This window comes from Glycomyces buryatensis, from assembly GCF_004912275.1.
GTDB lineage: Bacteria > Actinomycetota > Actinomycetes > Mycobacteriales > Micromonosporaceae > Glycomyces > Glycomyces buryatensis.
In genome coordinates this window covers 195,580-219,538 of the sequence record NZ_STGY01000072.1, presented here as the reverse complement: position 1 = coordinate 219,538, position 23,959 = coordinate 195,580, and the positions used below count along the sequence as shown (strand labels likewise).

Annotated in this window: 17 protein-coding genes; 8 read left to right on the top strand and 9 right to left on the bottom strand. The window is 67.5% G+C overall.

Annotation, left to right across the window (positions count from 1 at the left end; genetic code table 11):
• Positions 1 to 767 precede the first annotated feature (767 nt).
• Positions 768 to 2,183 (top strand): Hsp70 family protein, encoded by a 1,416-nt coding sequence (locus tag FAB82_RS22220; protein WP_168801719.1) that lies wholly within the window; start codon positions 768 to 770, stop codon positions 2,181 to 2,183.
• Between the two features lie 69 nt (positions 2,184 to 2,252).
• On the opposite strand, the gene FAB82_RS22215 is transcribed toward FAB82_RS22220, so the two are convergent.
• Positions 2,253 to 3,524: a S1 RNA-binding domain-containing protein gene (locus FAB82_RS22215; RefSeq protein ID WP_136536756.1), complete on the bottom strand. Its 1,272-nt coding sequence runs from the start codon at positions 3,522 to 3,524 to the stop codon at positions 2,253 to 2,255.
• 210 nt (positions 3,525 to 3,734) lie between these two features.
• On the opposite strand from FAB82_RS22215, the gene FAB82_RS22210 reads away from it, so the two are divergent.
• The gene (locus tag FAB82_RS22210; protein WP_136536739.1) at positions 3,735 to 4,391 is read left to right on the top strand and encodes a hypothetical protein; all 657 of its coding nucleotides are present in this window, start codon (positions 3,735 to 3,737) and stop codon (positions 4,389 to 4,391) included.
• A 19-nt stretch (positions 4,392 to 4,410) separates the two neighbouring features.
• Here FAB82_RS22210 and xynC read toward each other — a convergent pair whose 3' ends face one another.
• Positions 4,411 to 5,679 (bottom strand): glucuronoarabinoxylan endo-1,4-beta-xylanase XynC, encoded by a 1,269-nt coding sequence (gene xynC / locus FAB82_RS22205; RefSeq protein WP_136536738.1) that lies wholly within the window; start codon positions 5,677 to 5,679, stop codon positions 4,411 to 4,413.
• 398 nt (positions 5,680 to 6,077) lie between these two features.
• Between xynC and FAB82_RS22200 the strand changes: the two genes are divergently transcribed.
• The gene (locus tag FAB82_RS22200; protein WP_211116774.1) at positions 6,078 to 7,325 is read left to right on the top strand and encodes a LacI family DNA-binding transcriptional regulator; all 1,248 of its coding nucleotides are present in this window, start codon (positions 6,078 to 6,080) and stop codon (positions 7,323 to 7,325) included.
• An 86-nt stretch (positions 7,326 to 7,411) separates the two neighbouring features.
• Complete coding sequence (locus FAB82_RS22195; protein WP_136536737.1) at positions 7,412 to 8,854, top strand: non-reducing end alpha-L-arabinofuranosidase family hydrolase; 1,443 nt, start codon at positions 7,412 to 7,414, stop codon at positions 8,852 to 8,854.
• Positions 8,855 to 8,983: 129 nt separating this feature from the next.
• Here FAB82_RS22195 and FAB82_RS22190 read toward each other — a convergent pair whose 3' ends face one another.
• On the bottom strand, positions 8,984 to 11,035 hold the full coding sequence (locus tag FAB82_RS22190) for a beta-galactosidase (RefSeq protein WP_136536736.1): 2,052 nt from the start codon (positions 11,033 to 11,035) through the stop codon (positions 8,984 to 8,986).
• Between the two features lie 220 nt (positions 11,036 to 11,255).
• On the bottom strand, positions 11,256 to 11,936 hold the full coding sequence (locus tag FAB82_RS22185; RefSeq protein ID WP_136536735.1) for an EF-hand domain-containing protein: 681 nt from the start codon (positions 11,934 to 11,936) through the stop codon (positions 11,256 to 11,258).
• Between the two features lie 296 nt (positions 11,937 to 12,232).
• Between FAB82_RS22185 and FAB82_RS22180 the strand changes: the two genes are divergently transcribed.
• Together FAB82_RS22180 and FAB82_RS22175 are read left to right on the top strand one after the other, a co-directional pair.
• Entirely contained in the window at positions 12,233 to 13,375 is a 1,143-nt protein-coding gene (locus tag FAB82_RS22180) for a hypothetical protein (RefSeq protein WP_136536734.1), read from the top strand.
• A 104-nt stretch (positions 13,376 to 13,479) separates the two neighbouring features.
• Positions 13,480 to 14,277 carry a phosphotransferase gene (locus tag FAB82_RS22175; RefSeq protein ID WP_136536733.1) on the top strand — a complete coding sequence of 266 codons (798 nt, stop codon included), beginning with the start codon at positions 13,480 to 13,482 and terminating at the stop codon, positions 14,275 to 14,277.
• 46 nt (positions 14,278 to 14,323) lie between these two features.
• Here FAB82_RS22175 and ligA read toward each other — a convergent pair whose 3' ends face one another.
• On the bottom strand, positions 14,324 to 16,429 hold the full coding sequence (ligA, locus tag FAB82_RS22170) for an NAD-dependent DNA ligase LigA (RefSeq protein ID WP_136536732.1): 2,106 nt from the start codon (positions 16,427 to 16,429) through the stop codon (positions 14,324 to 14,326).
• A 72-nt stretch (positions 16,430 to 16,501) separates the two neighbouring features.
• Here ligA and FAB82_RS22165 point away from each other — a divergent pair, with 72 nt between their 5' ends.
• Both FAB82_RS22165 and FAB82_RS22160 read left to right on the top strand, forming a co-directional pair.
• Entirely contained in the window at positions 16,502 to 16,915 is a 414-nt protein-coding gene (locus FAB82_RS22165; protein WP_136536731.1) for an Imm32 family immunity protein, read from the top strand.
• Between the two features lie 68 nt (positions 16,916 to 16,983).
• Complete coding sequence (locus FAB82_RS22160; protein WP_136536730.1) at positions 16,984 to 17,955, top strand: aldo/keto reductase; 972 nt, start codon at positions 16,984 to 16,986, stop codon at positions 17,953 to 17,955.
• Between the two features lie 273 nt (positions 17,956 to 18,228).
• Here the strand turns inward: FAB82_RS22160 and FAB82_RS22155 are convergent, their stop codons facing one another.
• From FAB82_RS22155 to FAB82_RS22140, 4 genes are all read right to left on the bottom strand, one after another.
• Entirely contained in the window at positions 18,229 to 20,670 is a 2,442-nt protein-coding gene (locus tag FAB82_RS22155; protein ID WP_168801718.1) for an ATP-binding protein, read from the bottom strand.
• Between the two features lie 129 nt (positions 20,671 to 20,799).
• Positions 20,800 to 21,978 carry a 4-hydroxybenzoate 3-monooxygenase gene (locus tag FAB82_RS22150; protein ID WP_136536728.1) on the bottom strand — a complete coding sequence of 393 codons (1,179 nt, stop codon included), beginning with the start codon at positions 21,976 to 21,978 and terminating at the stop codon, positions 20,800 to 20,802.
• A gap of 30 nt (positions 21,979 to 22,008) precedes the next feature.
• Entirely contained in the window at positions 22,009 to 22,464 is a 456-nt protein-coding gene (locus tag FAB82_RS22145) for a MaoC family dehydratase (RefSeq protein WP_136536727.1), read from the bottom strand.
• Entirely contained in the window at positions 22,461 to 23,957 is a 1,497-nt protein-coding gene (locus FAB82_RS22140) for an acyl-CoA synthetase (protein WP_136536726.1), read from the bottom strand. Before FAB82_RS22140 ends, FAB82_RS22145 begins: the two co-directional genes overlap by 4 nt.
• Positions 23,958 to 23,959: the final 2 nt, after the last annotated feature.

Sequence of the window (23,959 nt, the reverse complement as noted above, 5' to 3'; positions counted from 1 at the left end):
ACGCGGCCCTGAACCTTCCCTTTCTTGAACCCACGTGTACTTCCCCTTTCTAATCTTCCCTGTTGATAGTGACGTTTGAAGAACCTGTCGACGCCGGTGTTCCAGCGAACCTGGCCACCGGAGGTGCCGTACAGGTTTCGCGATCCGAGCGGCTCGAGATCACGGTGGCCGCACCGGCGTCCCGCGGAAGCCGAAGGCGCCGGCTGCCACGCTCGTCGCGGTCGCGACCGTCGCGAAGAGCTGACGACGGGACCACCGTTTCCGCGCGGATCGCATGTCTCTCCCTCGCCGTTGGATCCGGAGCGGCGGAGCCGCTGATCCCTCCTGATGCGGGTCCCGGCTCGGGCCTCCGTCTCTCGAGGTGCATCTCAGTCCGAAGGGGGCTTCCGGATGGGATTTTTTGTTGGATCGACTAGTGAAACTATGATCCATCAGAATATTGACAAATGTCAATGGTTTCGTTGAATTTCGAGGAACGTGTTCTATCCCGATGCCGTGTGGTCGGTGAGGTTGCGGTGGGCACCGGCCTGGAGGTTCCACCGGTTCCGCGTTGTCCGGGGTGGTTTCTTCAAGCGGGCGAACGAAAAGCACGTCGGACCCCTGGAACCGTACCGTTTCCAACATATAGGCTCATATTTATGTATTCTGTGCCGCGAGCCGTTGGCGTAGGTGTCGATCTGGGGTCGTCGTCCACTACAGTGTCGACTCGCCGCAGCGACGATCGATCTGAGACCCGGCACGTCGACCGAACCGCGATCGAGGATCCGGTGTCCGACGCCCTTTCCGCGGCGATCCGCACCGCCCGGCAGGGGCGCCCGGACGAGCTTGCGTCGGTCGCCCTCGCAGTCCCCGCCACCTGGGATTCGACCCGGCGCCGAGCGCATGCCGAAGCCGCGGCGAACGCGGGGTTCGAGGGGGTCGTACTCGTGTCCGAGCCCGAGGCCGCCGCCCGATTTTTCGCCGAAATGCGAGACTGCGAACCGGATCCCGGTACGCCGCTCCTCGTCTACGGTCTCGGAGCGGGATCGTGCAATGTCGGCGTCGTCCGCCGCGAAGGCGACCAGTACCACGTGGTGGCCGCGGGAAGCGACGACGGCGTCGGCGGGCGCGAATTCGACCGGCTCCTACTCGACTACCTCGCGAGCCGGTATCGCACCGACAATCCCGAGTTCTGGAAACGGGAGGCCGACCCGGCCGAGACCACGCTGCGAGAGACCCTTCTCGAGGAGGTCAGGCGCGCCCGCGAGCATCTGACCGACCACCCGACCGCAACGGTCTCCCTGCCTGGATTCGGCCGTGAGCTGCGCTTGATGCGCGACGAGGCGGACGAGAGTCTCACTCCCGCGATCCTCCAGACGGTGGCCCTGATCAGGGACGTCATGCTAGAGGCGGGGGTCGGCGCGGATCAGCTCGCGGGTCTGCTCCTGGTGGGCGGGGCGAGCCGGACGCCGCTGGTCGCGAGCATCCTTCGCCTGCACCTCAGAGTCGAGCCGATCCTGCCCGAGATACCGGAACTCGTGATCGCCGAGGGATCGGCGCTCGCCGCGCTCGCCCGGCCGCAGAGCGACGCGTCCCATCCCGAGGTCCCGCCCCCGACTCGGTTGCAGCCCAGCCCCGGTGTCCTGGTGGCGATCCTGGTGCTCTTCATCGCGGTCACCGCCGTCATTGGAGTCTCCCTGGCCAACCGCGCCCCGCAGGACACCGATGACCCCCGCGTCGACACCGACTCGGACGACGCGGCATTTCCGACCTATTTCGACGCGACCGGCGATGCGAGCTCCAGCGAGACGGACGCCGACGGTCCCGAAAGCGAGGAGACCAGCACCCCACCGACGTCCGAGCCGCGGGAAGAGGACGGCGACGATTCCGCCACCTCCGCGGAACCGACGCCCCCCGGCCCCGTTACCACTACGGGGGAGGAGGAAGAAGAAGAGGAGGAGGAAGCGGTGGCCTCCACCGGCACCGTACCTGACGTCGTCGGCGATTCGATCGCCGCGGCAAAGCAGGAGCTTGCCGAGGCCGGATTCACCAACGTGGTGGCCGAGGGCACTCGGCGAACCGACCAGGGACCCGCATACGAGGATTGCGAGGCCATCGAACAGAACCCGGAGGCTGGAACGCGTCGGTCGTTCGACGACCAGATCACTGTGTCCTATGTGTTTGTCGGCAACGACGAGTGCTGAACGTCGGGCCTGGTCGACCCCCAGCGATCACGAGCCCGCTGTCGCTCGCGCGCTACCGGACCCGCTGATTCAGCGGGGGTCGGTTCCGTCGCTGTCGTCTTCGAGCATTGGATTGTCCTGCAGTGCCTTCAGTGAGAGCGTCACACGCTCCCGCACCATGTCGACGTCGAGGATCTTGGCGGTGATCTCCTGGCCGACCGATATGACGTCAGTGGGGTGGTCGATCCGCCGCCAGGACAATTCGGGAATGTTGATCATCGCGGTGAAGCCGCCGATGTCGACGAACGTGACGCCGAAGCTAGCGATCTCGGTCACCGTCCCCGTGCACAGTTGTCCTCTGTGAAGCGTCTTCAGGATGGCCCAGTGCCGGTCGCTCGGCGTCGGTTCGGTCCGCCATCGAGCCCGCAACACGCCATCGCTGTCGGGCAGGACCGCGGTGAAGAGGGGATGGCGTTCATCGGTGTACAAGGACAATGCGGTCGCGGCTCGGGCGCGGCTGACTTCTTCGGCCAGTTCACGGAACTGGGTCTCGTCAGCGACGGTGCCGGTGATCCGCCCGTCCTCGTCCTCCCAGACGACTTCGACCAGGCCCTCGTCGGGGAGGCCTGCGATGACCGCCTCGACGTCCGTGGACAGATCCGGCCAGACGGTCAACTGCGCGCGTGGATTGAGTCGGGCACGCACGGTGTCCAATGTGTCTTTGGTGAGGCGGTGCCAGCGGGAGGCGTTGCGGACGAAGCACTCTTCCAGGATCGCGGCCTTGCCCATGGCGACGAGCCACTCCAGTCGGGCCCAGAATTCGTCGTCGGCGGGGCGTTGCTCGCCGTCGTGCTCATCGAACGTCACGTCGTAGGGGGAGGTGTCCAGGCGTTCAGGGAAGAGTCCGAGTGCGCGGGTACGGGCCAAGGCGTTGGCGCTCGGCGTGCTGGTGCCTACATAGACGTACTGGTCCCATCCGACATGCACGGCGAACGCGCCCTCCACCTCCAACCGGCACCACGCGCCGTTGTCGCGGAGCATCGCCCGGACCAGTTCCAGCCCGACATCGACAGTGACCTTTGCGCCGTCGTGGTAGCCGGTCAGGTCCGGCGGGAAGATGCCGGCCAGGCCATGACCCGGCAGGGCCGGCTCGACACCGAAGTGGACGAAACTTGCGGCCTCTGGCTCCCGAATGGCCAGTCGCTCGATGCCGGCGTCCTCAGCGAAGGCGGCCACCGCTCGGAGATACGCCGCTTCGATCGGGCCGTGGTCACTGGTTATCTCCTCGGCGCCGATGTAGTGGCCTGAGTCGTCGCGGTCGGCGGGATCGTACTTGGTGATCCGGTAGACGTAGGGGAGCATGTCACTGCTGGCCATGGGTGAGTTCCTCGAGCTGATGGGCCTGATGCCGCGTGGTGAGGTCCCGCTTCAGGAGGCGATACGGCACGGCCCGATGGGTTCACTCATTGCCGCGAGTGTACGGACAGCCCTTTGTCCTGGACGGATCACCGGGGACCTCCGGCTGGCTCCGTGTCGGCATAATGAGACTCCACTCGAACGTGAGGTCTGCACATGTCCGGGAACGATCGTCTCACCGAAATCACCGTCAAGGACCGTATCGAACCGTCGACCTGGCTTTGGCTGTCGTTCGGCCTCCTTGTGCTGCTCGCCTCCCCGTGGCTCTTGGCCGCCGCCGGCACCGGTGAGGCGATGGCCCGCGACCCGATCACGGGTGAGTACGACGTGCCGACGTTCGCCTGGGCCGGGATGCTGATGCTCGTCGTCGGAGCGCTCGGTTACCCGCTGGCGCTGGTGATCAGTTTGTTCTTCCGTGCCCCGGTGGTGCGCTTGGACGCCGACCGAGTCCGGCTCCGCGGCAAGGCCAAGGTCTCCGTGCGGTGGGGCGAGATCGATCGGATCGTGATCTGGCGCCGGAGGGTCAGACGGCTCGGGTTCATTCCCGGCTGGGAACCGCAGGTAGGCATCGTGCCGGACACCGCCCGGACCAAGGGCTTCCAGCAGGTTGCGAGCGGGCGCGATTGGGCCGCGAGTGACTTGCGGCCCAACGGCGTTCCGGAATGGCTGCCCGGCGGGGTGCAGAAGCACAGTGTCCGGCTCTCCTACCGGTGCGCTCCCGAGTTGGCCGCGGGCGTGGCCCACTTCGCACCGGATCTGGTGGTCGTGGACGAACGGGCCCCCGGGCAGGCGACTCCGGTCGAACCTCGGTGAGGTTCGTTCGCGATTGGAGCTACTCCACGACGAAGGTCCTGATGCTGCGGGCCGGGAGTTGGGCGTTGAAGGAGCCGTTCGAGATGTTGAAGGTGTTGTAGTGCTCGAGGGTCCGGTTCGCATCCGTCAGCCAGGTCGAGACGCTCGCGGACCCGGTGTCCTTGATGGTGTACGGGTGGTACGCCGGTGAACTGTTCTTGTTGACGGCGACGATGACGGTCTTGGAGCCGCTCTTGAACGCCGTGATGTAGACGTTCGACTGAGGGTTCGCGGTCGCGGTGATCCGCGAGTAGCCCGGGCGGACCCACTTCGAGAAGTGCGCCATGTTCGCTCCGCGCTTGCTGATCCGGCCGTCTTCGCGCATGGGGCCGTAGGAGCGGCGGATGTACCACCACACGTAGGTCTGGAACCGGCCGTACAACAGCGACCGGTGGATGTGCTCGCCGACGTCGAGCGCTTGGGGCCAGAGATCGGCCGAGTCGCTGCTGTTGGGGTGGTAGACCTCGGTCATCCACAGCTCCTTGCCGGAGCCCTTCTCCCGGAAGTTCGGGTAGGGGAGGTCCGCGGACTGGGTGCCGTAGAGGTGGGCGCCGAGGATGTCGAGATTGGCCAGGGCCTGAGGGTCGTTGAGGATGGGGTCGGAGAGGTTCTTGCGGTACTGGAACGACTCCGGTGCGATGACCCTGGCGTTGAGCGATCCGGCGTTGTAGCGCAGGAATCTGACGATCTCGCTCGGGGTCCACGCCGTCCAGTCGTGCGCGTAGTCCGGTTCGTTCTGCACCGAGATGCCGTACAGGTTGACCCCGTTGTCGCTCATGAACGAAACGAAGTCGTTGAGGTGCTGCGCGTAGGCGGCGTATTCGTCGTGGCGCAGGCGCTTGCCACCGGAGAAGGTCTCGGTCATCGACGCCGGCGGATTCCACGGCGAGGCGATGACCTTGGCCCCGAGCTCGCTGGCGCGCCGGGCGGTCGCGACTTCGCCGCTCCACCTCGACCGGTCCTCGTAGACCGGGATCCGCAGCACGGTGAAGCCCAACTGCCCCTGTCCATTGCCGAACGCCGTCTCGCGCTGGCCGGGGGTCAGATCGTTGATCCAGACCGTGTGGTTCATGCCGCCGAAACCCAGGATCGTCTGCTGCACGATCGACGGCTCGACGACCACCCCGGATTGCGCCGCGGCGGGCTTCGCGCTCGCGAGGATCGGTAGCGCGGTGCCCGCCGCCAGTAGCGACCGTCGACGCAGCGACTGCGGCCTTGCGGACTCTGATCGGCCTCGACGGGGTGTCATGGTTCCTCCTCCTGCGACGCGGAATCGACACGCGCCGCATTGGTCGGTTTCGGCGAACAACTGAACTGGCGTCCTGTCATCGCCATTCACAGAGATTAATTCGAAGATAGGAATACGTCAATACATTGTGCATGGTCACTGTGGAACGACTTTCTTGTCGAAACGCATGAATGAAACAGCTCGAAACCATGAGAAGCGACTCTCGCGGCGCCCCTCCGGCCGGACGGCGTTGAAGGCGTTCGGAGATCGCCGATTTCCACCGCTCGTGGAGCCGTTCATGGAGCTACATCGAGTCCCACTGGCACGATCCTCGTCGCTAGGATGGCTCCATGAGGACTCCTTCCGGTCCGCGGCGGTCCCGCGGTGAGATCGAACGGCTCCCGAGTGGGTCGCTGCGGGTGCGGGTCTACGACGGCCTCGACCCGGTGTCCGGGAAGCGCCGCTACTTGACGGAGACGGTGCCCGCCGGCCCGGACGCCGAGGCCGAGGCCGAGCGGGTGCGCGCTCGCCTGCTCGACGAGGCCGCCGAGCGTTCGAAGACTCGTGCAGCCCGAGGGCGGGGTGGAGAGTCCGCGAAAGGGCAGAAGAACGGCGGCGCCGCAGCCCCAGAGGGCACCGTCTCCGAGCGACCCAAAGAGCGGGAGGGGCGTCAATTGACGGTCGCGGCGGTCGCGCAGATGGCCGGAGTGTCGGCGCCGACCGTGTCGAAGGTGCTCAACGGGCGTCCGGGAGTGGCCGCCGAGACGCGGAGGCGCGTGGAGCGGCTGCTGCGGGAAGAGGGGTATCGCCGCCCGGAGAAGGTGACTCGGGCGGCGAGCGTCGAGGTGACCTTCTACGGCATGAACGGCCAAATCGCCGTGGAGGTCATGCGGGGCGTGCAGGGGGTCGTCGCCGAGCATGGGCTGGCAGTGGCCTTCACCGATGCGCGACAGGAGGAGTCGTCCGGCCGCGGTTGGGCGCGGGAACTGCTGGCGCGCCGCCCGACCGGTGTGATCGTCGCCCATATCGGCTTCACGTCCGAGCAGCACGGCCTTCTGGCGGCCAGCGGCATCCCGATGGTGGTGCTCGATCCGATCAGTGAACCGCTGCGTCCGGTCCCCTCGGTGGCTGCGGCGAACCGGCACGGTGGCGTCGCCGCCGCACAGCACCTGCTCGACCTCGGCCATACCCGCATCGGCGTGATCACCGGGCCGCTCGAGCGGCTGTGCGCCCGGGACCGGTTCGAAGGCGCGCGTGCCGCCATGGAGGCCGCTGGTGCGCCGTTGGACCGACGCTTGGTCCGCACGGGCATGTGGTTCTCGTTCGAGGAGGGAGTGGCACTCGGCAAGGAGCTGCTGGGACTCGCCGACCCTCCGACCGCCCTGCTGTGCGGCAACGACCTGCAGGCGCTCGGGGTCTACGAGGCCGCACGCCATGCCGGCGTCGGTATCCCCGGCGATCTGAGCGTGGTGGGCTTCGACGATGTCACGTACACCCGGTGGTGCGGCCCGCCGATGTCGACTGTGCGCCAGCCGTTTGCCGAGATGGGCGCCACCGCCGCGAAGCTGCTGCTGGAGCAGGTTGCCGGTCGGACCGTGACGCAGACCCGCATTGAACTGGCGACCACCTTGGTCGCCCGCGCCAGCACCGCGCCTCCGAAAGACTGAGTCATTGAAACGATCCTTGTAGTCGACGAATGTTTCTGCCACACTGTGTGTATCGATATATTTCGATTAGTCAGTGAGGAGTTCCGATGGGTCGGCTGCTGAAGTTTGCCGTCATGCCGGTCGTTTTGGCAGCGGCGCTGTTCGTGGTGAGCGCGGTGCACGCGCCGACCGCCAGCGCGCAGGCGAGCCGGTACGAGGCCGAGAGTGCCGTGTGCGACGGCACCGTGGACTCCAACCACTCCGGGTTCTCCGGTACCGGCTTCTGCAATCCGCCGAACCAGAGTGGTACGGGCGTCCAGTTCACAGTGAACGCCGCCAGCGCGGGCACCGTGGCGCTCGGCTTCAAGTACGCGAACGGGAGCAGCACCAGTCGCCCTGCATCGCTCAGCGTCAACGGGACCGTGGTCCAGACCAATGTGCCGTTCGAGTCGAACGCCGCCTGGAGCAATTGGACGGTCAAGAACGTGACCGTGTCCCTGAAGGCGGGCGCCAACACCATCAGGCTCGCGGGCACCACGAGCGCTGGACTGGCGAACATCGACCTCCTCGACGTCGCGAAGGGCGGCACCAGCCTGCCGTCGAGCTTCACGTGGGACTCAAGCGGCATCCTGGTCGCGCCGAAGTCGGACTCGACCCACAACATCGTGTCCGTGAAGGACCCGTCGGTCGTGTACCACAACGGCAGGTACCACGTGTTCGTCAGCGTCGTGAGCGTCAACCAGGGATACAGCCTGGCGTACCTGAGCTTCACGGACTGGTCGCAGGCCGGGTCCGCGCAGCTCCACTTCCTGGACCGGTCGGCGATGGGCGCGGGGTACAAGGCGGCGCCGCAGGTGTTCTACTTCGCGCCCCAACAGAAGTGGTACCTGACGTACCAGATCGGTGACAACGTCGCCTATTCGACGACCACGGACATCGGCAACCCGAGCTCGTGGAGTGCCCCGAAGCCGTTCTACTCCAAGACTCCGCAGATCGTGCTCGACAACATGGGCAGCGGGCAGTGGCTCGACTTCTGGACCGTCTGCGACAGCGCGAACTGCCACATGTACTCCTCGGACGACAACGGGAACCTGTACCGGGCGCAGACCTCGGTGGCGAACTTCCCGAACGGCTTCTCCGCACCGGTGATCGCGATGCACGACCCCAACCACCACTGGCTGTTCGAGGGCGCCAACGTGTACAAACTCGACGGCACGGGCGAATACCTGCTGATGGTCGAGGCCATCGCCCAAGAGGGCCGCATGTTCCGCTCCTGGACCTCCCAGTCCATCACCGGACCCTGGACTCCTCTGGCCGACACCAAGGAGAACCCGTTCGCCCGCTACAGCAACGTCACGTTCGACGGCACGGCCTGGACGCGCGACATCAGCCATGGGGAGCTGATCCGCAGCGGCATCGATCAGACGCTGACGGTCAGCCCCTGCGACCTTCGGTTCCTCTACCAGGGTAAGGACCCGGACGCCTCCGGCCCGTACAACCTCTTGCCCTGGCGGCTCGGCCTGCTGACGCAGACCAACTCCACCTGCTGACGTCTCCGGCAACTGAAGTACTGATCGGCCGCGCCGTCGAGCGATTCCTGCGCTGGGTCGACCGCTGGGGGACGCACCGGCGACCGGGCAAGGCCGAGTCGAACGCTCGTCCCTGCCCAGTCTTGGCATTCAGGAGGCGTTGCCGCCCTTGCGGGGCCGTTCGAGAACGGTGTTGCCATGCGGCTCGAGCGGCAGGAGTTCGCCGTCGAGTTCAACGGTCACCGGGGTCGGGTTGCAGTTGAGGACGAACACGTGGTCGGTGTCGCCGTCGCTGCGGACCTGCGCCGTGACTCCCGCCGGAAGGTCCGCGTCGAGGACGCGTTCGACGCCGGTCTCCGCGATCACCGTGCGATAGAAGTCGTCGAGGAAGTCCGCACCGGTCCGTGCCGCGATGAAGTACGCCTTGCCCTCGCCGCGGCGGTTCACGGTGAGCGCCGGTCGGCCCGCGTAGAAGTCCGCGCCATAGGCGCCCAGGACCTCGGCTTCCTCGGCATGGATCAGCTCGCACAGGTCGAACGCCTCGTATTCCCTCCCGTTCCAGGCGATCGCGTTCCGGTCGTCGGGGTAGAGGGCGTCGATTTCCTCGGCCCAGACGCCGAGCGTGTCCCGGAGCGGGCCGGGGAAGCCGCCGAGGAAGGTCTTGTCGTTCTCGTCGACATAGCCGGTGGCGTACGTGGCGACGAAGGTGCCGCCTCGCTCGACGAACGCGTTCACGGCCTCGGCCACCCCGGGCCGGAGCATGTAGAGCATCGGCGCGACGAGCACGCGGTACTGGTCCAGCCCGCCGGGCGCGGCGATGAGCGAGCCGTCGACGACGTCCACGGGCACACCCTGCTGCCAGAACGCCTGGTAGTGGTCGACCACCGTGCTCGCGTATCCGGTCTTGTTCTGGAGCAGGCCCTTCATGTCGTCCAGGGCCCACCGGTTGTGCCAGTCGTAGACGAGCGCGACGTCGGCGGGCGTCGCGGTGCCCACGACCGCGTCGAGCCCGGCGAGGCGCTCGCCGACCTCGGCGACGTCGCGGAACACGCGGGTGTTCTCGGTGCCCTCGTGGTCGACGATCGCGCCGTGGAACTTCTCGGAGCCGCCGCGGCCCTTGCGGAACTGGAAGTACTGCACCGTGTCCGAGCCGTGGGCGACGGCCTGCATCGACTGGAGCATGTGGACGCCGGGCCGGTGGAGCTTGGCGACCGGCCGCCAGTTGGTGGCCGACGGAGAGGACTCCATGAGCATGAACGGCTTCCCCTTGAGGCTGCGCGTCAGGTCGTGGTGGAAGGAGGCCTCGACGCCGGTGCGCACGTCCCGGTCCGTGCCGCTCCATTGCGGGTACGAGTCCCACGAGACCACGTCGAGCACCTGGGCGAGCCGGAAGTAGTCGATGCCCGGGTAGGTGCCCATGAGGTTGGTGGTGCACGGGATCTCGGGCGTGATCGCCTTGAGCGGCGCGGCCTCGTGGAGGTAGAAGTCGACGAACTGCTCGGTGGTGAACCGCATCCAGTCCAGGTGCAGGCCGTGGATGTCCTGCTCGCCGCGCCAGTGCGTGCTCGGGGACTCGACGTGGGACCAGTCGGAGTAGGTCTTGGCCCAGAACGCCGACCACCACGCCTGGTTCAGCTCGTCAAGCGAACCGTACTTGTCGCGCAGGAACCCGCGGAACCGCTCCTGGCACAGGTCGCAGTGGCATTCGCCGCCGTACTCGTTGGAGAGGTGCCAGACGCCGAGCGCGGGGTGCTCGCCGTAGCGCTCGGCCAGCGCCGTGTTGATCGCGAGGGTCTTCTCCCGGTACACCGGGGAGGTGAGGCAGTGATTGTGGCGGCCGCCGTGACGGTTCCTGGTGCGGTCGCCGTTCACTCGCAGGACCTCGGGATACCGGTGGCTCATCCAGCCGGGTCGGGCACCGGAGGGGGTGGCGAGCACGGCGGTGATGTCATTCTCGGCCATGAGGTCGAGGATCTCGTCGAGCCAGCCGAACTCGTATCGGCCCTCTTCGGGTTCGAGTGCGGCCCAGGCGAAGATGCCGACCGACAGCGTGTTCACCCCGGCGAGCCGGGCGAGACGCATGTCCTCTTTCCAGATGGCGTCCTTGGACCGCAGCCATTGGTCGGGGTTGTAGTCACCGCCGTGGAGGAGGTGGGGGACGCCCTTGACGATGGGCGCGTGGCGGATGATCTTCCGGCTCACGAGGCGTACTTCCTTAGATCGGTACCATGTATTTACCGATCAAGACCTTATGGCAATACGGCCGATTGTCAACCCGAGCCGCGTTCGCCTACGGTCGCCGGATTGCCGCCATCGGCGCGACCGTGGACGGTTTCCGGCTCGGGTGGGCGCCCTACGAGGGCCGGTGACGCCCCGGGGCGGCGCCGCTCGACACCGCACCCGAGGCCCGCTTGCGTTCCGGTCAGAACTCGACCGGGGCCAGGATCGGACTGCCGACCTTGCCCATGAGGTCGTTCGCCGGATGGTTGCGCTCACTGCCGAGGAAGAAGCCGAAGATGGCGCTCCGCCATTCGTCGGGCGAGATCCGGTTGTCGTGGTCGGCGTCGAGATACTCGAACACCCGGTGGCTCTCCTGGTAGTCGACGCCGTTCCAGTTGCGCAGTAGCTGCACGAACTCGCCGGAGCTGATGAGGCCGTCGCCGTCCTCGTCGGCGATCGCGAAATAGGCGTCCGCGATCGAGGCGAGCTTGGCGGCCGCGGCGATCTGGTCGGCGAGCATGTTCTCGGCGAGCGCGGAATGCAGTTCCCTGCGGCCGACGCGGCCTTCGCGGCCGACGGCGTTCGGGGCTATGAACTCGGTCCAAAGTCGCTGGGTGGCCTCGCGGAGCTCGAGGCCCATGGGACTGTCGACGGGGACGCCGCGGGCGCCGAGGACGCGGGTGGCGGCCTCGATCAGGTTCGCCTCGGTGATGTAGTCGTTCCCGGCGGTGTCGAGCGTGTCGAACCAGCGGTCGAACTTGTTCAGGCGGACCCTGCCGACGTTCGCGCTCTGCTTGAACTTGATGCGGATGAGGATCGCCGCCCCGGCGGCGACCGCCGTCGCCGCGGTTCCCACTGCCAGTGCCTTGGTGTTCGCCTTCATGGATCTCCCATTCCTTCTTCTGTTCCGCGGCCGGCTCCCCGTTCGGGAACGTCCGGTTTCCTGTCTAGGTCGGATCGTGCCATGGCGGGCGGGGCGGTGCGCTGAAACCGCTGATCCGGGGCCGACCCACGGAGTAATCCACTGGCGACGGCTCCGCGCGTCGATGAGGAGCGGTCGATCCGACGGGGAGGGCGGTCGGCCTCCTCCGGTGGGGCGACCGTCACGCCGGGTGTGCGCGCAAGCCGCCGCGGGGGATACTGCACTCCAGGACTTCTGGAAGGGGACGCCCTATGCCGATGACCGAGAAAGACCGCGAGCGGTGGATCGCCGTCCTCGACGGCCTGCCTGCCGATCAGACCCCCGATCCCGAGAACCGCGTCGCCGTCGAAGCCAACATGTCAGGCTTCTTCGGCAACATGTGGCTGCACTCCACCATCCCTGAGGTCCAGGGCGTCTCGGCGGCCGAGCTGCAGTTGGTCGCCGTGCAGTACTTCCTCAATCGCGCCGACCCGTACGCGGCGGCGAGCCTCGCGGCGATGACGGAGTTGGCGGAGACGCCGGGCGGGCGGCGCGCCGCCGTCAAGGCCCTCGACCGCCTGGAGCGGATCGGCGTCCCCGCACCCCGCTGGTACGGCGAGGAACTGGTCCTGGATGAGTGCTGGGAGGGCGGCGACGTCTACGGCGACTGCCGCACCTACTTCATGTCCTTCCGCGCTCCCAGCAGCGATTTCGCCCTGTCGTACACGGTGGACTACTCCGATTACCACTTCGACATGGTCACCGCCTGCGGGCACCATCCCGACATCGAGGAACTGCTCCGTCCGCACCGGGAGCGGAACGCCTTCTTCTCCGACCGGCTCTACGTGCCGCGCAGGTGCGAACCGGTCGAGGTCTACAAGGGCACATTCAGGTCCCTCGAGGATTGGGACATCTTCTGCGTCGGCGGTGATTCGGCGAAGCTCGATTTCAGCTATGTGGCGGTTCGCGCGATGTGGAAGGCCCGGATGCGACTGCTCCCGCAGGTGGAAGTGGACCCCGGCGAGATGGTCGCGCCGACCGATGAGGAGCAGGGACTGCGCAACGGCGCGTTCCTCACGTTCCTCCTGACCGGCCGCCGCGAGCTCGGCGACCCGCAGCTGAAGGCGATCGATGAGATGTGCTGGTTCCACGGCTTCAACGGCTTCTCGGTGAGCCCCGTCAGCTCGTTCGTCTTCCTGGAGCGCTACCTCCCCGGGAAGTACGAGCCGCGCGACCCGGTCATCCGCGCGGTTAGGGAGCTCATGCCGGACTTCGTCACCTGGGCCGCCAATGTCACCGACGTCCCGCTCGAAGCCGTGCCGTACCTGGAGCACAAGACCGAGCAGGTACTCAAGGGCTATCCGAAGTGGAAGGCCATGGACAAGGACATCGCCCGGGTCCCGCGGCCCCGCTCGCTCTGACTTCCACTGCGCCACCGAGACCTGGTAGTCGAGCTTCCCGCCGCGTCAGCGGTGATCGCGGCGGTCGGCGTCTCCAGTCTCGGCCCGCTCGATAGCCTACGGGCGTGACAGCGCAAAGCAGGCCATCGGATGAAGTCTTCTCCGCGTTCGGCAGCGGAGGGACGAGACCGGAGAAGCTCGACGGTGGTCGCGGGTTGACGTGGAGAGCAGGGCCCGTGGTGGTGCGCCCGACCGGTGGTGGGGACGAAGCGAATTGGCGAGCAGGCGTGCTCGAGCGTCTCGCGCACACGGGGGAGTTCCGGACGCCGCGTCCCATCAGAGCCGCATCGGGCCAGTGGATCGAAGCCGGATGGGAAGCGTGGCAGTGGGTGCCCGGCGCCGCGGACGAGTCACGCGTCCTCGACGTCGTCAAGGCAGGAAAGGCGTTCCATCACGCGATCTCGGCTCTGCCTCGCCCGTCGTTCATCGACACCTCCGACGACCCCTGGGCCCGCGCTGACCGCATCGCCTGGGGAGAGGCGCCACTGCCTGCCGATGCGATGCTCGAACGCCTTGCGGCACAGTTCCATCCCGTGGAGTCGCCATCGCAGGTCATCCATGGCGACTTGCTCGGCAATGTCCTCTTCGCCGAAGGCGAGCCGCCGACGATCATCGACTGGGCGCCGTATTGGCGACCGGCCGGTCTCGGTGCCGCGATCGCGGTAGTGGACGCGGTGTGCTGGTATGGCTCTCCGATCGAGCTGCTGCCCGCGGTAGGGCAGGGCATCCCCGAGTGGGAGCAGCTGTTGGTGCGTGCCTTCGCCTTCCGCATGGCGACCCTTCACCTGCTCAAGGTGTGGGACTCGTCGCTGGCGGATCGACATGCTCCCGTCACGGACGCGATTGTGGCCCTTGTCCGGTGACGGGTTCCGCCGGTGCCGCGTTCTAGGACCGTCGGCGGTCAAGAGGTTAGTCGAGCACGGCAGAGAGCCGTTCGGCGAACACCTCGGGCGTGATTACTTCAAGCCCGAGAGTCTGGGCCTTGTCCAACTTGCTGCCGGCCTTCTCCCCGGCGACGACGAGACTGGTCCGCGCGGAGACGCTGGAAGACGCGCGGCCCCCCGCTGTCGCAATGAGTTCAGTCATTTCGGTGCGGGAGTAAGCCGCCAGGGGCCCGGTCATTCCTCCGGTCACCACCACCGTCATTCCCGCCAGCGGCAGGCCGGTTCCCGCTTCCTCGGACTCGGCTTCCGTTTCCGTGGCGTCCAAGGCAGCGGGCATGACGAAGTTCGGCTGGTCCAGGTTCACCTCAGCGGCCTTGAGCTTGTCAATCACCGGAGCAAGCTCGGCGAGTTCGGCGACGATGACGGGGGCCTTCTCTCCGCCGATGCCGTCCACCAGCTCCAGGGCGACAGTGTCGGCGGCCTGGATCGCCTGCATCGATCCGAAGTGGGTGGCGATGCGCAGCGACATGGACCGTCCCGTGCCGAGGACACCGAGGGCGCAGAAGACCCGGTTCAACGGTTTGGCTTTGGCGTTTGCGATCGCAACCAGGAGATTGTCGGCACTTTTCTCTCCCATACGGTCGAGCGTTAGCAGCTGCTCGCGGGTGAGGGTGAACAGGTCGGCGAAGTCCTCGATCATCTGTTTCTCGACCAGCTGGATGACGATTTTCTCGCCGAGGCCGTCAATGTCGAGCGCGTCGCGGGCGACCGCGTACCGAATCGCTTCGACCTGGCCGCAGGCACGGCCGCGATCGCACCGCCACCGCTCCCCGGACTTGTCGATGTCCGCACCGCACCGCGGGCACACTTCGGGGAACACGATGGGCTGTTCGTCGCCGGTGCGCTGGCCGGCGACGGCACCTTCAACCCGGGGGATGACTTCGCCGGCGCGGAGGACGAAGACTTTGTCGCCCAGCATCAGGTCCTTACGTCCGATGTCGGCAACGTTGTGCAGGCTCGCGTAGGTGATGGTGGTGCCGCCGACTTCAACGGGTTCGAGGATCGCGCGCGGGGCGATGACGCCGGTGCGGCCGACGTTCCATTCCACGGCCTTCAGCTTCGTGATCTTTTGCGCCGCAGGGAACTTGTAGGCGGTCGCCCAGTGCGGGGTGCGCGAACCCGTACCGGCTTCGACCTGGTCGGCTCTGGTGTCGGCTTTGATGACGGCACCGTCGAGTTCGAAGTCGAGTCCGGCTCTGAGGGCACCGATCTCGTGGATGCGGGCCAGAACCTCGTCAAGGTCGGCGCAGGCGAGGGTGGCAACTTTCGTACCCGCGGTGGTGCCGATCCCGAGCGTGGCAAGGCGGGCGATGAGCTGCGTGTGCGACAGGTCCGCCAGAGTCAAGTCGCTGGTGTACTCGGGATCGGTGAGAGCGTCGTAGGCGAGGAACGTCTGTTCCACCTGGTAGGCACGGTCTTTCGCCCGCAGCGACCCAGAGGAGGCGTTGCGGCGATTGGCGAACGGCTGGCCGCCGTGCGCGGTCCGGAGCTCGTTCGCGGCGGCGAACTGGCCTGAGGTCATGAGGACTTCGCCGCGGACTTCGACCGTGATCGGCTCAGCCAGCGTTCGGGGCAGGCCGACGATGTGTCCGATCGTGTGGGACACGTCCTCACCGGTGGACCCATCGCCGCGCGTCACCAGCCGCACGAGCTTGCCGTCCAGATAGCGGGCAGCGAGCGCGACACCGTCAAGTTTCGGCTCCACCGCCCATGCGGTGACGGCACGCCCGTCCAAGCGCCGTTCCAGAGACGCGGCCCAGTCGTGCACCTGCTCGTCGGAGAACACGTTTCCGAGGCTGAGCATCCGCACCGAATGCTCAACATCGCCGGTGGTCACTCCGGCCGCGACCTGCTGTGTCGGCGAGTCTGCGGCGACCTGGTCGGGATGTTCGGCCTCCCAGGCGATGATGCCGCGCAGCAGCCGGTCATAGGTGTCGTCGTCCATACCGGATTCGCCCGTGCCGTAGTAGGCATCGGCGGCTTCGCGTGCCTGCGCGACCGCTTCCCGGTAGGTGTTCTCTTCAGCGATGGCAACGGCCGGGGCCGCGGATGTCGTCGTCATAGCCTTCATGTTGTCACCTGGCACCGACAGTTTCCCAGTCACCGATGAGGGACGCACGCAGGTGAAGGAGCGCTCCCGGACATGAGGCAGGATGAACCGGTGAACCTTTATCGGCTTTGTCGCCTGTCGACTTCTGGCGGCGAGCTGGAGCTTGCCGGACCTCCGGCTGCTCTTCGTGCCCTTGCCCTGCTGCTCCGTGAGACGCAGGGGCGGGTGGAAGCGCAGGTTTCGGGCGGCGCTGTCGTTCAGGAACGGACAGCTGGGCCGCTGACCGTCAGCCTTCGAGGCGCGGACAGGCTGCATCTCGCCGGTGGTCATCGGTATCTCGACATCGTTTGGGACGCTCTCGACGGGGTGGCCGAGCAAGCAGAAGACGCTGCGGATCGCGAAGTCAAGCGGCATCAGCACATCGAGTACCTACCACCGGACGACGAGTACCGCTCCCCGCTGTCTGTCCCGCTGATCATCGTGTCCGACTGGCCAGACGTCAAATAGCGAACGAGTGACGCCCTGGCCTAGGGCGTTCGGTTCGCCTACGGTGGTGCGAGGAGAGGAGACCGTTCATGGACTACGCACGGTTGGGATCGTCCGGCCTCAAGGTCAGCCGGATCGCCCTGGGATGCATGAGCTTCGGTCATATGGCCGGAGAGCCCGACGCATGGGCCCTCGACGAGGCGGCGGCGGAGCCGCTGTTCCGTCAGGCGGTCGAGTTGGGGATCACCTTCTGGGACACCGCGAACATGTACTGGGCCGGGAGTTCAGAAGCATTGGTCGGCAAGGCGATCAGGAAGTACACGCGTCGAGAAGACGTGGTACTCGCTACGAAGGTGTTCTTCAAGATGCATGACGGGCCCGGCGGATCGGGCCTGTCGCGGAAGGCGATCTTCGAGCAGATCGACGCGTCCCTGGCACGGTTGGGAACCGACTATGTGGACCTGTACCAGATCCACCGGTTCGACCCCGAGACGCCGGTCGAGGAGACCATGGAGGCGCTGCACGATGTGGTGAGGGCGGGCAAGGCCCGCTATATCGGGGCGTCGTCGATGTGGGCCTGGCAGTTCGCCAAGATGCAGCACGTCGCCGAAGCGAACGGCTGGACCAGGTTCATCTCCATGCAGGACCAGTACAACCTGATGCAGCGCGAGGAAGAGCGCGAGATGTTCGGCCTGCTCGCGGACCAGGGCGTCGGAAGCCTTCCGTGGAGCCCGCTCGCCAAGGGGCGCCTGGCGCGCCCTTGGGGGGAGCGGACGGCCCGGTCCGAGAACGATCCGATGGGCGCCCGCTACGACGTCGACCGCGACCGTCCGATCGTGGAGTCCGTGGCGCGAATCGCCGAGTCGCGCGGGGTGCCGATGGCGCAGATCGCGCTCGCCTGGGTGCTGGGCAAACCGGTGGTGACCGCCCCGATCGTGGGACCTACGAGACCGCACCACCTCCCCGACGCCGCCGCAGCTGTCGAAATCGAGCTCGCCGACGACGAGATCGCGGCGATGGAGGAGTTCTACACTCCGCGTCTTCCTACTGCGTTCAGCTAGCGGGCTACCCGCGGATCACCTGGGACCCTGGGGAGAGATCTCCAGGGCCGCCATTTGGCAGCGCCAGTCGCCTGATCTGGTGAAGAGGACCGGCCGGGGTCGATCATCACCATTGCCCGAGCCGCTTAGCGCGGACCTGCGGGGATGGCGGTGGCGCGATTGAGCTTCGGCCTTGATGCTGGTTTCGTGGCAGGAAACGGCATTCGTGAAGTGGTCGTCGCCCACCGGCGAATCACGGGCACCGTTCGGATACTTGGGGGTCTTGAACGCCCCCTAAAACCGGTCCAGCCGCTCGGTGACCGCTGCCGCTTCGGGCACGTCGCAGGCCGCGTAGCCTCGGGCGGCACGGCGCAGGTACCGCCGCTCGGCGTCCGTGTCGCCCCGGAGCCGGTGGGCGTCGGCCAGGCCGTGGTGGGCCCGCGCGAGCTCGTAGGTGTCTTCATGGGATTCGGCAAGGGCCGCCGCCTGCTCGAGGTGGCCGATCGCCTCCTCCGGGCGGCCCGAGGCGGTGAGCGCTCGGCCGAGCCCGTTTCGGGCGGCGCGCTCCAGTGAGCGGTCCGCGCGCTCCTCCGCCCACCCCACGGCCTGGCCGAATCGCTCGACCGCTTCGGCCCGGCGGTCCAGGCGCAGGAGATCCTCGCCGAGTTCGCAGAGCGTCGCGGTAATCCCGGCCGGAACGCTCTCCCGCAGGCAGGCCGCAAGGCAGGTGGTATGCATCGATTCGGCTCCGGCCAGGTCGCCGCGTTCGCGCAGCAGGACCCCGCGGAAGACCTCGATCCGAGTGCGGTCGTGGTCGTCGTCGGGCCTCAGCAGCGCTTCGGCCTCCGCGAGCCGCAGTTCGGCGTCATCGAGCCGTCCGAGGCGGACCAATGGGGCGACCATGTTGATGCTGACGATCGCCGACACGGCCGGGGCGGCAGCGGTCTCCTCCACCAGCGTGAGAGCCGTTTCATACACCGTCAGCGCCTCGGCGAACCGGCCGGACCGCCGGTGCAGGACACCGATATTGGCGAACGTCAGGGCCGCGTCACCGGTTTCACCGAGGTCGCGCTTGAGCGCGACGGCCTGCTCGAGGTACCGGATCCCGTCCCGGTGCCTGCCCTCGAGCCCCAGCTGTCGTCCCGCGTCTCCCAGGGCGTACGCCTCCTTCCAGGCGTCCCCGAGCCGGCGGGCGCTGGTGAGTGCGATCTCGTTGACGGTGGCCTGCGCGCCGAGGTCGAGGTCGTACATGAAGAACCCGCTGAAGGCCGTGGCCAGATGCCAGGCAAGCTCGAGTCGCCCGGTGCGCTCGGCCGCCGCCACGGCGGACTCCAGGTTGCCGCGTTCGGTCCGGAACCATGACAGCGCGCTGTCCCGGTCGGCGAACCCCGGAAGGCCGGAGTCGTACGCCGTTTCGCCCGCTATGAAACGCGGTACGTTCGGCGTCGCCCGCGCCGCCGCCCGGTAGGCGAAGTGCAGGTAGACGCGGTTCAACCGCAGAACGGCGTCGTCGAGGTCGCTCTCCGTCTCTTCCACGGCCGCGACCTTGGCCGCGAACAGCCGCACCAGGTCGTGCAGCCGGTACCGTCCGGGCGACCGGGTCTCGGCGAGGTGAACATCTACAAGGGATTCCAGCATTGGAGCCGCCCGCTCTTCGCTCACCTCGCACAATGCGGCGGCCGCGTGGACGTCCAGGTCGTCTCCGGGGACCAGGCCCAGGCGTCGCAACATCCGACGGTGGTCGGTGTCGAGCTCCAGGTACGAGGCGTGCAGCGCCCCGGCGACGCCTCGGTGCCCCAAGTCGAACTCTTCGAAGAGCCGACCCTCGTCGACGAGGCGCTTCAACAGGTCCTCTACCCGCCAGAGCGGTCGGCTGCGCAGACGCGCCGCCGCCAGCCCCAGCGCCAGCGGAAGCCGCCCGCATCGCTCGGCGACCGCGACCGCCTCTGCTTCGGTGACCCGACCGGCGACGGCGGCACTGAGCATGGCGGCGGCTTCCCGTACCGGCGGCGGTTCCAGCGGCACCGAATACGCGCCCGTCAGCGAAGAGAGGTCGCGCCGACTCGTCGCCAGAATGAGGCTGCCCGGCGTGCCCGGCAGAAGCGCATCCACCTGCTCCGCGCTCGCTGCGTTGTCGAGCACCAGGAGGATGCGACGATCGGCGATGGCGCTGCGGTAGCGGGCGGTGAGTTCGTCGATGTCCGCGGGTAGGGGCCGATCGGAAAGGCCGAGGCTCCGCAGCACCCGCGTCAGCACCGACTCGATGCTGGGGCGTGGCCCGGTCGAGTGCGTGAAGCCGTGAAGGTCCACGAACAGCTGCCCGTCGGGGTATCGAGGGGCGAGGGCGTGGGCGACCCGCACCGCCAGGGAGGTCTTCCCCACTCCGGCCATGCCGTGAACCGTGATGACGGCGGCGCCGTCGTCGACCGCGGCGAAGAGCGCGTCCAGCTGGCCCTCTCGTCCGGTGAACGCGGCCAGGGCCATCGGCAGTTCACGGGGCACCACCGCAATCAGATCCGACGCCCCGGCCAGCCGTGCCCGGTCATCCGCTTCCAGGCCCAGCGCCCTGGCGAGCAGCCTCAATGTCTTCGGTTGCGGCCGCACCTTTCCCGACTCGATGTCTCTGATGGTGCGGGTCCCGACACCGGATTTGAGGGCGAGTTCTTCCTGCGTCATCATCGCCCGCAACCGGTGCGGCCGGAGACTGTTGCGGGTATCGAACGCTCGGTCGGCCATGCCGCAATGATAGGGCGGCCGGGCCGGGCCGGGCCGTTGACCGTCGACGGGTATGCCGGTTCCGACGGCCGTCGGGTGGGGACGGCCGCCCACCCGCCCGCGATCGATCATATATCCACTGTGGAGTGATCAGCCGGATTCATCGGCGCTGAAGGGTAGACCCACGTAGTTCTCGGCCAAGGTCGTCGCCTGGGCCCGGGAGGAGACGACGTAGTCGAGGTCGGCGCGCTGGAGGCGGCGATCGTAAAGGGTGGCATGGTCGGACGTGTGGAGGAGCGATGTCATCCACCAGGAGAAATGCTGAGCACGCCAGACTCGGCGCAGGCAGATCTCGCTGTAGCGGTCGAGCAGGTCCTCGCGGCCGTGGCGGTAGTAGTCGGTCAGGGACCTGGCCAGGACGCGAATGTCGGCCACGGCCAGATTGAGGCCCTTGGCTCCTGTCGGCGGGACGATGTGGGCGGCGTCGCCGGCGAGGAGGAGACGGCCGTGGCGCATGGGTTCGGCGACGAACGAGCGCATCGCGGCGACGTCGACCGAGGTGATCTCGCCCTGGGTGTTGAGCTCGAAGTCGGGGACGGTTTCGTGGCGGGCCTTGAGCTCGGCCCAGATCTCGTCCTCCGCCCAGTCCTCGGGCCTGGTCTGAGGCGGGACTTGCAGGTAGAAGCGGCTGACCTCGTCGCTGCGCATGCTGTGCAGAGCGAAGCCTCGCTCCGAGGCCGAATAGATGAGTTCGCGAGTGGAGGGCCGGACGTTGGCAAGGATTCCGAGCCACGCGAACGGGTAGGTCTTCTCGAAGACGCGGATCGCACCGGGAGGGATCGCCGGGCGGGAGACCCCGTGGAAACCGTCGCAGCCGGCGATGAAGTCACAGTCGAGGCGCTCGCCGCCGAAGGTGAGGTGCGGGTGGTCGGCCATGTCGCCGATGGCGACGTCGTCGATCTCGAAGCGCAGGTCCACGCCCGCTTCGAGGTTCGCCTTGATGAGGTCCTTGACGATCTCCTGCTGGCCGTAGACGGTGATGCCCCGCCCGGGGACGAGTTCTTCGAAGGCGATGCGGTGGCCCGCGCCCCCGAAACGCAGCTCGATGCCATGGTGGACTTGCCCTTCGGCCTTGAGACGCGCGCCGACCCCGGCCTCGGCGAGGGTGTCGACGGTGCCCTGTTCGAGGACGCCCGCCCTCACCCGGCGCTCGCAGTACTCGCGGCTGCGTCGCTCGAGTACGACTGCCGCGATGCCCTGGCGCCGGAGGAGCCAGGCCAGAAGGAGCCCCGCGGGCCCGGCGCCGATGATCGCGACCTGAGTGCGCATCGCTCATCCCTTCTCCTGGAACACGACCGATCAGGTGTAGTAGCGGTAGACGGCCTGGGCGGCGCACGCCGGTTTGGCACCGTTCTCCAGCTCCACGGTGAAGTCCAGGGTCAGCTGGGCGCCGCCCTTGACCTCCTCCGCCTCGACCACCACCGCATGGAGGCGGATCTTGTCGCCGACCCGCACCGGCGCGGGGAAGCGCACCCGATTCAGCCCGTAGTTGACGCTCGTGGTGACGCCGCCGATTTCGAGCAGTTCGCCGAACATCGGGATGACCAGGGCCAGCGTGAGGTAGCCGTGCGCGATGGCTTGGCCGAAGGGGCCCTCGGCGGCGCGTACCGGGTCGGTGTGTATCCACTGGTGGTCGTCTGCCGCGTCGGCGAACAGGTTCACCCTCTCCTGGTCGATCGACCTCCAGCCGGTCCGGCCGAGATCGGTGCCGGCCAGAGCGTTGACCTCCGCAATACCGTTGACTCGTCGGCTCATGGGTATTCCTCTCGTAGCACTCTTCTGAGGATCTTTCCGCTGGGGGAGCGGGGGAGCTCTCCGGCGAACTCCAGAGACTTCGGGACCTTGTAGCCGGCGAGCCCGCGGCGCAGGAAGCTCAGCAACTCGGTCTCGTTCGCGTGCTCGGCGGACGTCGGCACGACGATGGCCTTGCCCGCCTCGCCCCAGGTCGGATCGGGGACGCCGATCACCGCGCAGTCGGCGACGTCGGGATGTTCGCCCAGCGCCCGTTCGACCTCGGCGGGATACACGTTCTCGCCGCCGGAGATGAACATGTCCTTGGCCCGGTCGACGATGGATATGTAGCCCTCGTCGTCGACGGTGGCGATGTCGCCGGTGCGGAGCCAGCCGCCTTCGAAGGAGCGTTCGGTGGCCTCGGGGCGCGCCCAGTATCCGGGTATCACGTTGGGCCCGGACACCATCACCTCGCCTTTCTGTCCAGCGGCGACCGGACACGACTCGGCGTCGACGACGCGGGCGTCGGTGAAGAAGTGCGGCACGCCCGCCGTCCCGGCCTTGCGCACCGAGTCCTCGCCGGCCAGGAACAGCACGCCGGGGGCCGCCTCCGTCAGGCCGTACCCCTGACTGAACACGACCCCCCTGTCGAGGAAGGCGGCGATCGTGGCGGGCGGGACCGGGGCACCACCGCAGCTGACCAGCCGGAGACTCGACAGGTCGGCGGTGGCCCAGGCCCGGGACCCCGCGATCGCATCGAACATGACGGGGACGCCGAACATGTAGGTCACCCCTTGCGTCTCGATCAGCTTCAGGGCGCGCTCGGCATCGAACGATGCCTCCAGGACCACCGTGCCGCCTTTGAGCAGTGTGGGCAGGCAGGTCATGTTCAGACCCGCGGTATGGAACAGCGGCGCGACGCAGAGCGTGGTCTCGTCCGAGGCGAGGTCGATGTCGACGAGGACGTTGACCGCGTTCCAGGTGAGGTTGCCATGCGTGAGCAGCGCGCCCTTGGGACGACCCGTCGTGCCCGAGGTGTACATGATCATGAACGGGTCGTCGAGCGCGATCGTCTCGTCGATCGGCGTCGCCGCCGCGTCCGCCAGCAGGTCCTCGTAGTCGAGGGAGCCCGGATCGCCGGATCCGAACGCGATGGTGTGGCGCACGGCGCCCGCGGGGGCGGGCAGGGCGGGGCTGTGGATCAGCACCGTGCTGCCGGAATCCTCCAGGCAGTACCCGAGTTCGGGCGCGGCCAGCCGGGTGTTCAAGGGGACGAAGACCGCGCCGAGTACGCCACTGGCGAAGAGCGCCTCGAGGAACGTGTGGTGGTTCGGACCCAGGTACGCCACGCGGTCGCCGCGTCGGACGCCGAGGTCGCGCAGGCCGTGGGCGAGGCGGTGCACGCGCTCATTGAATTCGGCGTATGTGAAGCGGCCGCCGGGATCGAGGACGGCGGTCTTGTGCGGCGTCTTGCGCGCCCTGCGCGCCGCCCAGGACCCGATGCCCGAGTCGCGCATGG